This window comes from Streptomyces sp. NPDC001002 (genome assembly GCF_053599215.1).
In genome coordinates, this window is sequence record NZ_JBSFLV010000003.1 from 116,569 (window position 1) to 130,100 (window position 13,532).

The window sequence follows — 13,532 nt, forward strand, 5'->3', positions numbered from 1 at the left end:
GACAGCATTCGCTAGGATCGGGCCATGAGCCAGCAGCCGGAGAACCACCGGGACCCGGGGACCCAACCCGAACCGGAGTATCGCCAGGAAGCGGACTTCCGCCCGCACCGCGTCGTCGTGCTCGCCCTCGACGGCCTGCTCCCCTTCGAGCTGGGCATCCCGCACCGCATCTTCGGCCGCCCCCGGGACGCCGAGGGGCGACTGCTGTACGAGGTCGTCACCTGCTCGATCCGGCCGCCGGGCCCGGTCGACACCGACGCCGACTTCGCCATCCACGTCCCGAACGGACCGGAGGCCCTGGCCACCGCGGACACGGTGATCGTCCCGGCGTCGTACGAGCTCGGCCCGGTCTTCGAGGAGGGCGTCCTCACCCCGGAGCTGGCCGCCGCCCTCGCCCACATCCGCCCCGGCACCCGCCTCGCCTCGATCTGCACGGGTGTGTACGTCCTCGCCGCCGCCGGCCGCCTCGACGGCCGCCCCGCGACCACGCACTGGGCCGACGCCGACCGCTTCCAGCGCCTCTTCCCGCAGATCGAGGTCGACGCGGACGTGCTGTTCATCGACGACGGCGACGTGCTGACCTCGGCGGGCGTCGCGGCCGGCATCGACCTGTGCCTGCACATGGTCCGCCGGGACTTCGGCACGGCGGTCGCCAACGACGTGGCCCGCCGCACCGTCGTACCGCCGCATCGCGACGGCGGTCAGGCGCAGTACATCCACCGCCCGGTCCCCGACCCGCAGTTGGCGACCACGACGGCCGCCCGGGCCTGGGCGCTGGGCCGGCTGCACGAGCCGATCCAACTGCGCGACATGGCGGACCAGGAGGCGATGTCGGTACGCACCTTCACCCGCCGCTTCCGCGAGGAGGTCGGCGTCAGCCCCGGCCAGTGGCTCACCCAGCAGCGCGTCGAACGCGCCCGTCACCTGCTGGAATCCAGCGACCTGTCCATCGACCAGGTCGCCACGGACGCGGGCTTCGGCACGGCCCAGTCCATGCGACAGCACCTCCAGGCGGCACTCGGCGTCACACCGACGACGTACCGCCGGACATTCCGCACCGGCACGGGCACGGGCAGCCAGGGCAGCGGGTCCGAGAGTTACGGCGATGTCGGCGCCGCACCCTGAACGAACCCGCGCCCCAACGGACCCGTGCCCCGGCCGCCGTCCCCCTGCGTCAGCCCGCGACGATCCCCTCGCCGCCCACGGCACCCGGCACCACGACCGACCCGATCGCGGTGAGCGACCCGTTCCCGTTCACCCGGAACTCGTCCACGATGCCCTTGGCGCCGGTCTGGACGTAGAGGTACCGGCCGTCCGAGGAAGCCGCCGCGTCCACCGTGCCGGCGTCGGTGGCCGTGTTGCCCAGCGCGGTCAACTTGCCCTGGGGGCCCACCCGGTAGCCGGACAGCGTGCCGCTGGCCGCGTTGGACGCGTACACGTAGCCTCCGGCGGTGACCGCCCAGCAGGTGGCGGTCTGGCCCGTCGGCACCGTTCCCTTCGCCGTCAACTTCCCGTCCCGGCCGACGACGAAGGTGCCGACCGAGTTCGTCCCGGCCTCCGTCACATGGATCCGCCCGGCGGAGTCGAAGTCGAAGCCGAACGGCACGGCCCCCGGCAGCGAGGTCACCACGGGCTTCGCGGACGGCCCACCATGACTGCCGCGCCCGCCGACCGGGAAGACGTCGATGCTCTGCCCCGAGGCCTTGGTGGTGACCACGAGCTTGGAACCGTCGGGCGTGAAGGAGATCTGCCCGACGGCCGAGGCAGCCGCGTCCAGTCCGAGCTCACGGTGCCAGGAGGGCACCTTGACCAGCCGCTCGCCGGTCCGCACGAAGCCCTGCACGGAACCGCCGCCGAGCGCGTTGGCGACATAGACCTGGTTGCCGTGGAAGGTGACGCTGACCGGGAACTTCCCACCGCTGGAGATCTCCTGGACCCGCCGCAGATGGGTGCCGTGCACGGCGAAGACGGTCACGGTGTCGCTGCCCGCGTTGACGGCGTAGAGCAACTGGTGGCGCCGGTCGTAGGCGAGCGACCCCTGCGAGGCCAGGTGGTCCACGACGGTACCGGCCAGCACACCGCCCTTGCCCCCGGTGCGGAAGACGCCCTTCTGGTCGAGGGTGCCGTCGGCGGCGCGCTCGTAGGCGACGACGGTGTTCGCGGTCGTGTCGTCGGTCTGCACGAACACGGTGGAACCTCCGGCGGCACTGGCGGCACTGGCGGAGGGAGCGGCGAAGAGAGCGGCGGCGGCGATGGCGACAGCGCCCACACCTGTCGTGCGGACGATGCGGGCAGCACGAGCCTTGGCGAGAGTCATGAGTGAGTACTCCTCGGTGCGAAATGCGAAAGCAGAAGCCGGCACGCTCATCGCCGGACGACTGCAACGCTAGGCCGCACCCAAGGAATATAAGGGGGCAAATAACCCACGAAGGGCCCGACGTCCGGGCTTCGTAAGAATCACCGCCAACTCCGCGCCGCCGCACACCACTTCGCTAAAACGTGAGCACCCCCCGAGCCACCCGCCCCGCCTCCGCATCGGCCCGCGCCTTCTCGAAGTCCTCGACCGGATACGTCTCCGTCACCAGTTCGTCCAGCAGCAACCGCCCGGCCCGGTACAGCTCGGCGTACAGCGCGATGTCCCGCTGCGGCCGCGAAGACCCGTACCGGCAGCCGAGGATGGACTTGTCCAGGTACATCGACGAGACGAGGAAGGACGCCTCGGCGCTCGCCGGTGGCACCCCCAGCAGCACCGCCTGCCCGTGCCGGTCCAGCAGGTCGATCGCCTGGCGGATCAGCTCCACCCGCCCGACGCACTCGAAGGCATGGTCGGCCCCGGTCGGCAGCAGATCCTTCACACCCTCCGTGGACGTCAGGAAGTCCGTCGCCCCGAACTGCCGTGCCACCGCCTCCTTCGCCGGGTTCGCGTCCACCGCCACGATCCGCAACGCCCCCGCGATCCGGGCGCCTTGGATGACATTGAGCCCGATCCCACCGGTCCCGATGACGAGCACCGACTCGCCCCGGTCCACCTTGGCCCGATTGAGCACGGCCCCCACGCCGGTCAGCACCCCGCACCCGATCAACGCGGCGGACGGCAGCGGAATGTCCTTGGGGATACGGACCACCTGTACGGCCTTCACCACGGTCCGTTCCGCGAAGGCCGAGTTGGACGCGAACTGGTACACCGACCGCCCGCCCTGCGTGAACGGCTTCCCCGGCCGCCCGATCGCCTGCCGGCACATGGTCGGCCGCCCCCGGTCGCACTCGGCGCAGGTACCGCAGTTGGCCAGCGTCGACAGGGACACATGATCGCCGGGCGCCACATGCGTGACCCCGGCCCCCACGGCCTCGACCACTCCGGCCCCTTCATGCCCAAGCACCACGGGCACCGGAAAGGGGATGGTCCCGTCCACCACGGACAGATCGCTGTGGCACAACCCCGCCGCCGAGATCGCGACCAGCACCTCGCCGGGCCCCGGATCCCGTACGGCGAGGTCGTCCACGACCTCCACCTGCTTGCCGTCGAACACCACACCGCGCATCACACGACCCCCTTGGGCTCTCTCGGCAGACCGAGCACCCGCTCGGCGATGATGGTGCGCTGAATCTGATCCGAGCCGCCGTAGATCGTGTCGGCCCGCGAGAAGAGGAACTGCCGCTGCGAGACGTCGAGTTCGTACGGCACCGCCGCCGACCAGTCCCCCGGTCCGACCGTCGCCCCGGCCCCCCGTACGAGCATCGCGACCTCCCCCAGCCGCTGATGCCACCCCGCCCACAACAGCTTGGCCACGCTGGGCGCCCCGGCGTCCCCCGAACTCCCCAGCGTCCGCAGGGCGTTCCACCGCATCACCCGCAACTCACCCCACAGCCGCAGCAACCGCTCCCGCACGACGGCATCCCGCACCGCCCCACTAGCCACGGCCTCCCGCACCACCCGCCCCAACTCCTCGGCAAATCCGACCTGTTGGGCGAGCGTGGAAACCCCCCGCTCGAACCCGAGCAGACTCATGGCGACTTTCCACCCACCCCCCTCACCCCCCACAACATGCTCGGCCCGAGCCACCGCCCCATCAAAAAACACCTCATTGAACTCACTCGTCCCGGTCATCTGCCGAATGGGCCGCACCTCGATCCGCCCCGGCTGATCCATGGGCACGAGCAGAAAAGTCAGCCCGTGATGCCGCGTGGACCCCACCTCAGTCCGCGCCAGCACAAAACACCAGTCGGCTTCATGCGCGAGCGAGGTCCAGATCTTCTGCCCGGTGACGCGAAATCCCCCACTCCCGTCCCGCTCCCCCCGAGTCCGCACCCCGGCCAGATCCGACCCGGCCCCCGGCTCGCTGTACCCCTGACACCACAACTCGTCCCCGGCCGCCACGGCCGGCAAAAACCGCCCCTTCTGCTCCTCACTGCCATGAGCAAGCAGAGTCGGCCCCAACAAATTCTCCCCAATATGCCCAGACCGAGGCGCGGCCCCCGACCGCGCATACTCCTCAGCCCAAGCAACCTGCTGAGTCAGACTGGCAACCCGATTCCCATACCCGGACTCAGACCAACCGAGCCCAATCCACCCGGCCTTACCGAGTTCCCGTTCCCAGTCTCGACGCTCCTGCCCGACATCGACATGCTCAGCAAGCCAAGCCCGGGCCTCAACCCGAAACGCCTCATCCTCACCACTGAACCCGAACTCCACGAGGTTCTCCTCAAGACGCCGGTTGCCTATGCCTACTTAGGGGCGCGGGGAACTGCGCGACCAGCCACACTCCACCCGCACCCGCAAAACCCACAACACCCCCCGAGCTATCAGGCGTTAGGCCGAGCCCCATCCCGCGCAGCCCTCTCCATCTCCTCCAACCGCAAAAGCATCGGCATCGGATCCACCCCCACAGACCCAGGCAGAAACTCCGCAATCTTTTCCGGCGTCCACCCGCCGGAGGCATACGCAGCGCGAAGCTCCCGCGGCTGCGCCCACACCGCAATCTTCGCCCCCGCCACCGTATAAACCTGCCCGGTCACACCTTCAGCCCGCTCCGACAGCAGATAAACAACAAGCGCGGCCACATCCTCCGGCTCCCCCATCTCCGCCAATTCCATAGGAACGTTGGCAGACATCCGCGTACGCGCGACAGGGGCCACCGCATTGGCCCGCACCCCATACTTGTGCAGCCCAAGCGCAGCGCTCCGCACCAGCGAAATGATCCCGCCCTTCGCCGCGCTGTAATTCGCCTGCGAAACGGACCCCTGATGATTCCCGCTGGTGAACCCGATCAGCACCCCCGCCCGCTGCTGCCGCATCACCGCGGAAGCCGCCCGGAAAACAGTGAACGTGCCCTTCAGATGCGTGGCGATCACCGGATCCCACTCCTCCTCGGACATGTTGAAGAGCATCCGCTCCCGCAGAATCCCGGCGACGCACACGACCCCGTCGATCCGCCCGTACGACGCCAGCGCGACGTCCACGACCCGCTGCCCGCCCGCCATCGTGGAGATGTCGTCGGCGACCGCGACGGCCTCGCCGCCCGCCGCCTCGATCTCCTTCACCACCGCCGAGGCGATCTCGCTCGCGGGGGACGCGCCGTCCACGGAGACGCCGTAGTCGTTGACGACGACCTTCGCGCCCTCGGCCGCCGCGGCCAGCGCGACCGCCCGCCCGATGCCCCGTCCGGCGCCGGTCACGGCGACGACCTTGCCTGCCAAGAAGTTCCCCACGCCGGCCCCTTCCCGCGGTTTCTGACGGACCGTTAGATTTTATGTCGCGTCGGACGCACGGACACAAGCCCCGGGAGGAACCGGATGTCACTGCCGGCCGAGTTCCACGACATAGCCAAGCGCGTGAACAACTGGGGCCGTTGGGGCCAGGACGACGAGATCGGCACCCTCAACCTGATCACCGACGAGGTCGTACGGGAGGCCGCCGCAACGGTCCGCACCGGCCGCCGCGTCCCCCTCGCCCTCCCCCTCAAGCAGGACGGCATACAGACCGGCATGATCCCGGGCCGGGTCAACCCGCTGCACGCGATGGTGCAGATCAACCAGGAACTGTTCGGCCCCGGCACGATCGCGTGCAGCGACGACGCCGTGACGATGGGCCTGCAGGCGGGCACCCACTGGGACGCGCTGACCCACGCCTCGCACTCGGGCCGGCTCTACAACGGCCGCCCCGCCGCCACCATCACCCCGCACGGCGGCGCCGAGTTCAGCGGCATCGACAAGGCGCGGCACATCGTCTCGCGGGGCGTGCTCCTCGACGTGGCCCGCGCACGCGGGGTGCGCCGACTGGAGGGCGGGCACGCGGTCACGCCGGAGGATCTGGAGGCCGCCGAGGAACTCGCCGGCACCCGCGTGCGCGCCGGCGACATCGTCCTCGTACGCACCGGGCAGGTGCAGGTCTATCTCGCCGGGAACAAGGAGGCGTACGGCTATCCCTCGCCCGGTCTGTCGGTCCGTACGCCGGAGTGGTTCCATGCGCGGGATGTCGCCGCCGTCGCCAATGACACGCTGACGTTCGAGATCTTTCCGCCCGAGATCGAGGACCTGTGGCTGCCCGTGCACGCGCTGGACCTGGTGGAGATGGGCATGTTGCAGGGCCAGAACTGGAATCTCGAAGAGTTGTCCACAGCCTGTGGAGAAGCGGGCCGGTACGCGTTCCTGCTGTCCGCGATGCCGGAGCCCTTCGTCGGCGCGACGGGCACTCCGGTGGCACCGGTCGCCATCCTGTGAACGACTCCGAAGAGCCGCGAAAGGACCACGGGAGAACCGCCGAAGAACCACGGGAGAGCCATCGGCCGGCGGCGCGTCTTCCCCCCACCCCTCGATCGCGCCGCCGGCCCGACTCCGGCGCTCCCGCCCGACGCCGCACCACGACCCACACTCGCCGAGGGCTCCCCGTCACGAAACCCTCGCCGTCCCCTCGCGGCGAATCGCTGACCACCAGCGTGATCAGACGGTCACGACGCGTCAACAGCCCTTAGGGGATATGTCACTTACGCCCTCTTTGCCGTGGGCGCGCACAGAAGCACGTCCCGGCGCATCGCCTCACCCCGGGGGATCACACGACGTCGAAAGCCAGCACCTCGTACGTCGACACGCCACCGCCGTACGCCGTCGCGGTCTCCCGGGGCTCGGTACATCGGTCGAGCTCGCACCAGATGCGCTTGCCACCGCCCTCGGGGCTCCAGCCCCAGCGGTCGGCGAGTCCGTCGACGAGGGCCAGGCCCCGGCCGCCGGTCGCGTCGCCGTCCACGCAGCGGGGCACCGGGGCCCGGTCGCTGGCGTCGGCCACCTCCAGGCGGACGGTGGCCGAGTCGGCCGCGGCCAGGGGCAGCGACAGCCGCAGGACGGCCGGACAGCCGGTGTGCACCACGGCGTTGGTGACCAGCTCGGAGACGAGCAGGATCAACGTCTCGGCGAGCGACTCGTCGGCCGCTATGCCGGACCCCGCCAGGCGGGAACGTGCCCAGCGCCGGGCGCGCCCCACCTCGGCGGGGTCGGGCCGGATCTCCAGCTGCACTTGAAGCACCTGCACCGCTCACACCATCCGAACCGGCGGACACATGACCCCACGCCACGCACGCGCCGCGACGAGGGCCACGATCGTAGCCATTTTCTGCATGGCCAGAACAATGGCCAGAACAGTGGCCAGAGCAAGGGTCACGGAACGTGAATCCCTTGCGAGACAGCATGGTTGACGTTCCGTCACCCCAACAAGCGCTTCGGGCATATTCCAGCGCGAAGGAGTACCCGTGCGGCATACTGTGCGACGCTCGCCATGGGAAGTCGAACAGGCGGGGGTGTCGGCCTCTCCCGCCTCGCGAGCAGCGGCGCGCACCGCCTGGTCCGGAGTCGCCCCAGAGGCAACACCGGCATGGCTCATGCTCGGAACCACTCGCATCTCACACAAGGTACCGGAGCTGACACCCGACTCCGGGCCGTGACGAGTCACACATAGGACACAACCCGATATCAACGCTCTGTGATTCGATCCGTGATCCTCGGGTGCCACGATCCGCGACAGGAATGGGAGCGGTCCCGCGGACTTCGCGGGCCGGCACCCCTCAGGCCACCAGCTCCGCCGCGAGCAACTCCTCGCTCTCGCTTCCCCCGCCACCACGCTGGGCCCGCACCCACGCCCGCTTCAGATGCAGGTGCACCTCCGACTCCCAGGTGAAGCCCATACCGCCGTGCACCTGAAGGCAGTCTCGGCCGCCCTGCACGGCGGCCTCGTCGGCGAGCAGCCGGGCCGCGGCGATGTCGCCCCGGTCGGCGGTCACCGCCGCCGCGTAGACCGCCGCCCGGGCCACCTCGGCCCGCACCAGCAGCCCCGCGCACAGATGCTTGACGGCCTGGAACGCACCGATGGGCTGCCCGAACTGCTCCCGGGTCCGGGCGTGTTGCACCGCCAGCTCACACACACGCGTGGCGGTACCGAGCTGCTCGGCGGCGGTGAGCAGCACGGCGACGGGATCGGTACGCGCCGGAGCCGGCACCCGATGCAACGGCGTCAACGGATCCACCGACCGCAACGCCACGGCCCCCTCGGCCCCCGCCCGCACGACATCGGCCTCGTCGAGCCACTCCACGAGCCGCCCATCAGCAGCGGCGACCACGGTCTCTCCGGTGGCGGCCCCAGGCACCACCCCGGCAGCAAGATGCGTGGCGATCAACGGCCCAGGCACCAGCGCCGACCCGACCTCTTCGAACGCCAACACGGCTTCGGGCAGCCCGAGTCCGGCACCACCGTCAGCTTCGGCCAACCGCAGAGAGAACAACCCAAGGTCACCGAGGGCGCGCCAGAAACCCCGGTCCAGTCGAGGAGCTTCTAGGGGCGCGGGGCTGTGTACATCAGCGGCTCCGCCGCGGGGCGCGACCAGCCCCCACACACCCGCAGACGACGAACGACCGACCACATCCCGCACAGCAGCCTGCAATGCCCGCTGCTCAACGGTCAGTTGAAACCGCACCACTCACCTCCCCTTCGGCAACCCAAGAATCCGCTCAGCCACGATGCTCCGCTGAATCTGCGAGGTCCCGGCCGCGATCGTGTACGACAACGACGACAACCGATCCAGCACCCAACCCCGCTCCAGATCCAGCGACTCCACCCCCAAAACCTCCGCCGCCACGTCGTACAACTCCTGACGCGCATGCGAGTACCGCAACTTGAAGACCGACCCCCCGACCCCCGGCACTCCCCCACTCGCCTCCGACTCACTGACATTCCACTGCGTCAACCTCCACAACGCCCGGAACTCGGCGTTCAACCGCCCCAGTTGCCGCCGAAGTACGGGATCATCCCAACGCCCATTCCGCCGCGCCTCGCGAGCCAACTCCCCCAACACCCGCCGACAGGCAACGACCTCACCCACAAAAGCCGTCCCGCGCTCGAACGACAGCGTCACCATCGTCACGCGCCACCCGTCGTTCTCGTCCCCCACCCGGTTGCCGACAGGCACCCGCACCTCGTCGAGGAACACCTCGGCGAACTCGGCAGACCCGGCAAGCGTCCGCAACGGCCGTACCGTGATCCCCGCCGCGTCCATCGGCATCGCAAGCCAGCTGATCCCCCGATGCTTCGGCGCCTCCGCATCCGTCCGCACCAACAGCTCGCACCAGTCGGCGACTTCGGCGTGCGAGGTCCAGATCTTGGAGCCGGTCACCACGTACTCGTCGCCGTCCCGCACCGCACGCGTACGCAGGGACGCGAGGTCGGAGCCGGCGCCCGGTTCGCTGAAGCCCTGGCACCAGACCTCCTCGCCGCGCAGCACCGGCGGCAGCCAGCGCTCCCGCTGCTCGGGCGTCCCCTCCGCGGCGATGGTCGGCCCGGCGTGCAGCAGGCCGACGAAGTTGGCGCCCACGTAGGGCGCGCCCGCCTGCTCGGTCTCCTCCAGGAAGATCAGCCGGGTGGTAGGGGACGCGTCCCAGTGGACGTCCGCGTACCCGGCGTCGTACAACATCCGCTGCCAGCCGAGGTCGTAGGCGCGGCGGCCGGGCCAGTCGTCCGGGGACGGCTTCGGGCCGAGCGTCGGCAGGACCTTCGCCAGCCACTCCCGCAGCCGGGCCCGGAAGTCCTCCTCCTCGGGCGTGTACGAGAGGTCCATCAGCGGTCGAGGTCCAGGCCCAGCATGCGGATCGCGTTCCCCCGCATCAGCTTGTAGACCGTCTCGTCGTCGAGGCCCTTGACGTGGTCGAGGGCGACCTCCTTGGTGTGCGGGAAGGTCGAGTCGACGTGCGGGTAGTCGGTCTCGAAGGTCGCGTTGTCCCGCCCCACCACGTCCAGCGAAGCGACCCCGTGCTTGTCGCGGAAGAAGCAGCAGAACATCTGCCGGTAGTAGTACGTCGACGGCGGATCGGGGACGATGTCCCGCACCCCGCCCCACGCGCGGTGTTCCTCCCACACGTCGTCGGCGCGCTCCAGGGCGTACGGGATCCAGCCCATCTGCCCTTCGCTGTAGGCGAGTTTGAGGGTCGGGAATTTCACCAGGACCCCGCTGAAGAGGAAGTCCATCATCGAGGCCATCGCGTTGTTGAAGGAGAGCGAGGCCTGTACGGCGGGAGGCGCGTCCGGCGAGGCTGCGGGCATCTGGGAGCTGCTGCCGATGTGCATGTTGACGACCGTCCCCGTCTCCTGGCAGACCGCGAAGAACGGGTCCCAGTAGCCGGAGTGGATGGACGGCAGCCCGAGGTAGGTGGGGATCTCGGAGAAGGTGACCGCACGGACCCCGCGGGCCGCGTTGCGGCGGATCTCCTCGACCGCCAACTCCACGTCCCACAACGGGATCAGACAGAGCGGGATGAGCCGGCCGCCGCTGTCGCCGCACCACTCCTCGACCATCCAGTCGTTGTAGGCGCGCACGCAGGCGAGCGCGACCTCCTTGTCGTGCGCCTCGGCGAAGGTCTGGCCGCAGAAGCGGGGGAAGGTCGGGAAGCAGAGGGAGCCCTCGACGTGGTTGAGGTCCATGTCCGCGAGCCGCGCCTTGGGGTCCCAGCAGCCGCGCCGCATCTCCTCGCGGGTGATGCCTTCCAGGGTCATCTCGTCCCGGTCGAACCCGACGGCGGCGATGTTGCGCTTGTACGGGAACTTGAGGTCCTCGTAGATCCACCAGTCGGTGGGCGGTCCGTCCGGGTCCATCGTGATCTGGTACTTGCCCGCCACGTAGGCGAGTTCGCCGATGCCCGCGGTGAGCGGCTGGGGGCCGCGGTCCCGGTACTTCTGCGGCAGCCAGGTCTCGAAGAGGTGCGCGGGTTCGATCACGTGATCGTCGACGCTGATGATGCGGGGCAGTTCGGTGGTCATGGGTTCCCCTCCGCCGGGACGGTACTTATCTGATGACCCGTCAGATAGCATGTCACCTGACGAGTCGTCAGCCAAGGAGGGGGACCATGAACGAGACGCCACACGCCCTGAGTTCCTCCCGCACCCTGTGGGAACTGGTCTCCCGCCGCGCCGACTTGACCCCCGACCGCCCGGTCTTCCTCCAGGACGACCGCGCCCTGACCTTCGGCGAGTTGCGCGACCGTTCCGAGCGGGTGGCGGCCGGGCTGTACGACATGGGCGTACGCCCCGGCACGGTGGTCGCCTGGCAGCTGCCGACCCGGATCGAGACGGCCCTGCTCTCCTTCGCGCTGGCCCGCCTGGGAGCCGTGCAGACGCCGATCATCCCGTTCTACCGGGACCGCGAAGTCGCCTTCGCGCTACGGGAGTCGAAGGCGGAGTTCTTCGCCGTGCCGGGCACCTGGCGCGGCTACGACCACACCGCGCTGGCACGGCGACTCGGCGCCAAGGGGATCTTCGAGGCGTACGACGATGCCCAACTCCCGGACGGCGAGCCGGACGTGCTCCCCCCGCCGCCCGCCGACGGCACCACCGTGCGCTGGATCTACTGGACCTCCGGCACCACCTCCGATCCCAAAGGCGTGCTGCACACGGACCGTTCACTGATCGCGGGCGGCTCGTGCCTCGCGCACGCGCTGCGCCTGACGACGGACGACGTGGGCTCGATGGCCTTCCCCTTCGCGCACATCGCGGGGCCCGACTACACGGTGATGCTGCTGCTGTACGGCTTCCCGGCCGTCATGTTCGAGCAGTTCGCGCTGCCGGACGCGCTGGAGGGCTACCGCAAGCACGGGGTGACGGTGGCCGGCGGGTCGACGGCCTTCTACTCCATGTTCCTCGCCGAGCAGCGCAAACAGCCGGAGACGAAGGTCATCCCTTCGCTACGGCTGCTCGCGGGCGGTGGCGCTCCCAAGCCGCCGGAGGTCTACCACTCCGTCGTACGGGAGATGGGCGTCCAACTCACCCACGGATACGGCATGACCGAGGTTCCGATGATCACCATGGGCGACCCGGAGGACACGACCGAGAACCTCGCCACGACCGAGGGACGGCCGCCGGAGGGGATGGAGATACGGATCGCCGAGGGCGGGGAGGTGCGGCTGCGCGGGGAGGCGGTGTGCCAGGGGTACTTGGACCCGGCGCAGACCGCGGAGGCCTTCGACGCGGACGGGTTTCTCCGCACCGGGGACCTGGGGACCGTGACCGACAGCGGGCATCTGATCCTCACCGGGCGGCTCAAGGACGTGATCATCCGCAAGGGCGAGAACATCTCCGCGAAGGAGATCGAGGATCTGCTGGCCGCGCATCCGGACGTCGGGGACGTGGCCGTCGTAGGGCTGCCGGACGCCGAGCGCGGGGAGCGGGTCTGCGCGGTGGTCGAACAGCCGCCGGGGGCAGGTGAGTTGACCTTGTCCGCTGTGACGGCCTATCTGCGCGCGGAAGGGTTGTCCGTGCACAAGCTGCCGGAGCAGCTGGAGATCGTGGACGCCCTTCCGCGCAACGAGACCCTGCGCAAGGTCCTCAAGTACAAGCTCCGAGAACGCTATTCGGGGACCGTGAAGTAGCGGGCGAAGGCGGGCACGATCTCGGCCTCGCCGATCTTGCCGTCGCCGTCGGTGTCGAGGCTGGCGGCGGCGACCTGGGCGATGTCCTCGCTCGCCCCGAGGACCCGAAGTACGCGCGCGGTGTCGTCGACCGTGACCGCGCCGTCGCCGTCCGTGTCGGCGACCGCGAGGGCCGCGTGCAGGAAGGGGCGGGCGATCTCGGCGAAGCGGTCGGGGGTGTCGCGCAGGCGCTTGACCGCGCCGTTCACGAACTCGTCGCGCGTGATGCGCTGGTCGCCGTCCCGGTCCGCTATGCCGGCCATGCCCTGCCAGAACGCCTCCGCGCCGGCGTACAGGTCCTGGCCCTTGTCGGACCGGGCCGCCGTGCCGAACTCGGCGAGCAGCGCCTTGGCCGCCGTACTGAAGTCCGCTCGGTCGATGTAGCCGTTGCCGTCCTGGTCGAAGACGGCGAACCGGGCGGCGATCCTGCGCTCGTACTCGCTGCTGACCATGTCTTTTCGTGCCGCCTCACGTCACGTCGGGTGCATCGGTACGGAGCGTACGACGGCAAGGTGTCCCGGGGAGCGGGAAAGCGGCGCTTGTGCCAAGACCGGGGGAATTTTGGGACAACGATGTGGCAAAGTGCGGGCCGCGGG

The 13,532-nt window shown here is 69.7% G+C and carries 12 protein-coding genes; 3 read left to right on the forward strand and 9 right to left on the reverse strand.

Annotated features, from left to right (window positions below; all coding sequences use genetic code 11):
• The first annotated feature begins 24 nt into the window (after positions 1-24).
• Positions 25-1,125, forward strand: a complete 1,101-nt coding sequence (locus ACWDR3_RS02955) for a GlxA family transcriptional regulator (protein ID WP_450350273.1) — start codon at positions 25-27, stop codon at positions 1,123-1,125.
• Positions 1,126-1,174: 49 nt separating this feature from the next.
• Here ACWDR3_RS02955 and ACWDR3_RS02960 read toward each other — a convergent pair whose 3' ends face one another.
• From ACWDR3_RS02960 to ACWDR3_RS02975, 4 genes are all read right to left on the reverse strand, one after another.
• Positions 1,175-2,317: a lactonase family protein gene (locus ACWDR3_RS02960; protein ID WP_450350275.1), complete on the reverse strand. Its 1,143-nt coding sequence runs from the start codon at positions 2,315-2,317 to the stop codon at positions 1,175-1,177.
• 175 nt (positions 2,318-2,492) lie between these two features.
• Positions 2,493-3,542, reverse strand: a complete 1,050-nt coding sequence (locus ACWDR3_RS02965; protein ID WP_450350276.1) for a Zn-dependent alcohol dehydrogenase — start codon at positions 3,540-3,542, stop codon at positions 2,493-2,495.
• Entirely contained in the window at positions 3,542-4,693 is a 1,152-nt protein-coding gene (locus ACWDR3_RS02970) for an acyl-CoA dehydrogenase family protein (protein WP_450350278.1), read from the reverse strand. Before ACWDR3_RS02970 ends, ACWDR3_RS02965 begins: the two co-directional genes overlap by 1 nt.
• A gap of 110 nt (positions 4,694-4,803) precedes the next feature.
• Positions 4,804-5,709 (reverse strand): SDR family oxidoreductase, encoded by a 906-nt coding sequence (locus ACWDR3_RS02975; RefSeq protein WP_450350279.1) that lies wholly within the window; start codon positions 5,707-5,709, stop codon positions 4,804-4,806.
• 84 nt (positions 5,710-5,793) lie between these two features.
• Between ACWDR3_RS02975 and ACWDR3_RS02980 the strand changes: the two genes are divergently transcribed.
• Positions 5,794-6,720 carry a cyclase family protein gene (locus ACWDR3_RS02980; protein ID WP_450350281.1) on the forward strand — a complete coding sequence of 309 codons (927 nt, stop codon included), beginning with the start codon at positions 5,794-5,796 and terminating at the stop codon, positions 6,718-6,720.
• Positions 6,721-7,048: 328 nt separating this feature from the next.
• Here the strand turns inward: ACWDR3_RS02980 and ACWDR3_RS02985 are convergent, their stop codons facing one another.
• From ACWDR3_RS02985 to ACWDR3_RS03000, 4 genes are all read right to left on the reverse strand, one after another.
• On the reverse strand, positions 7,049-7,510 hold the full coding sequence (locus tag ACWDR3_RS02985) for an ATP-binding protein (RefSeq protein WP_450350363.1): 462 nt from the start codon (positions 7,508-7,510) through the stop codon (positions 7,049-7,051).
• Between the two features lie 544 nt (positions 7,511-8,054).
• Positions 8,055-8,960, reverse strand: coding sequence for an acyl-CoA dehydrogenase family protein (locus ACWDR3_RS02990; RefSeq protein ID WP_450350283.1), 906 nt, complete (start codon positions 8,958-8,960; stop codon positions 8,055-8,057).
• A 3-nt stretch (positions 8,961-8,963) separates the two neighbouring features.
• Positions 8,964-10,097 carry an acyl-CoA dehydrogenase family protein gene (locus tag ACWDR3_RS02995; RefSeq protein WP_450350285.1) on the reverse strand — a complete coding sequence of 378 codons (1,134 nt, stop codon included), beginning with the start codon at positions 10,095-10,097 and terminating at the stop codon, positions 8,964-8,966.
• A complete protein-coding gene (locus ACWDR3_RS03000; protein ID WP_450350286.1) occupies positions 10,097-11,293 on the reverse strand; it encodes an amidohydrolase family protein in 1,197 nt (398 codons plus the stop codon). Before ACWDR3_RS03000 ends, ACWDR3_RS02995 begins: the two co-directional genes overlap by 1 nt.
• Positions 11,294-11,379: 86 nt before the next feature.
• Here ACWDR3_RS03000 and ACWDR3_RS03005 point away from each other — a divergent pair, with 86 nt between their 5' ends.
• Complete coding sequence (locus ACWDR3_RS03005) at positions 11,380-12,897, forward strand: class I adenylate-forming enzyme family protein (RefSeq protein ID WP_450350288.1); 1,518 nt, start codon at positions 11,380-11,382, stop codon at positions 12,895-12,897.
• Here the strand turns inward: ACWDR3_RS03005 and ACWDR3_RS03010 are convergent.
• Positions 12,876-13,388, reverse strand: coding sequence for an EF-hand domain-containing protein (locus tag ACWDR3_RS03010; protein WP_450350289.1), 513 nt, complete (start codon positions 13,386-13,388; stop codon positions 12,876-12,878). The two genes, ACWDR3_RS03005 and ACWDR3_RS03010, sit on opposite strands and share 22 nt — an antisense overlap.
• Between the last annotated feature and the right edge of the window lie 144 nt (positions 13,389-13,532).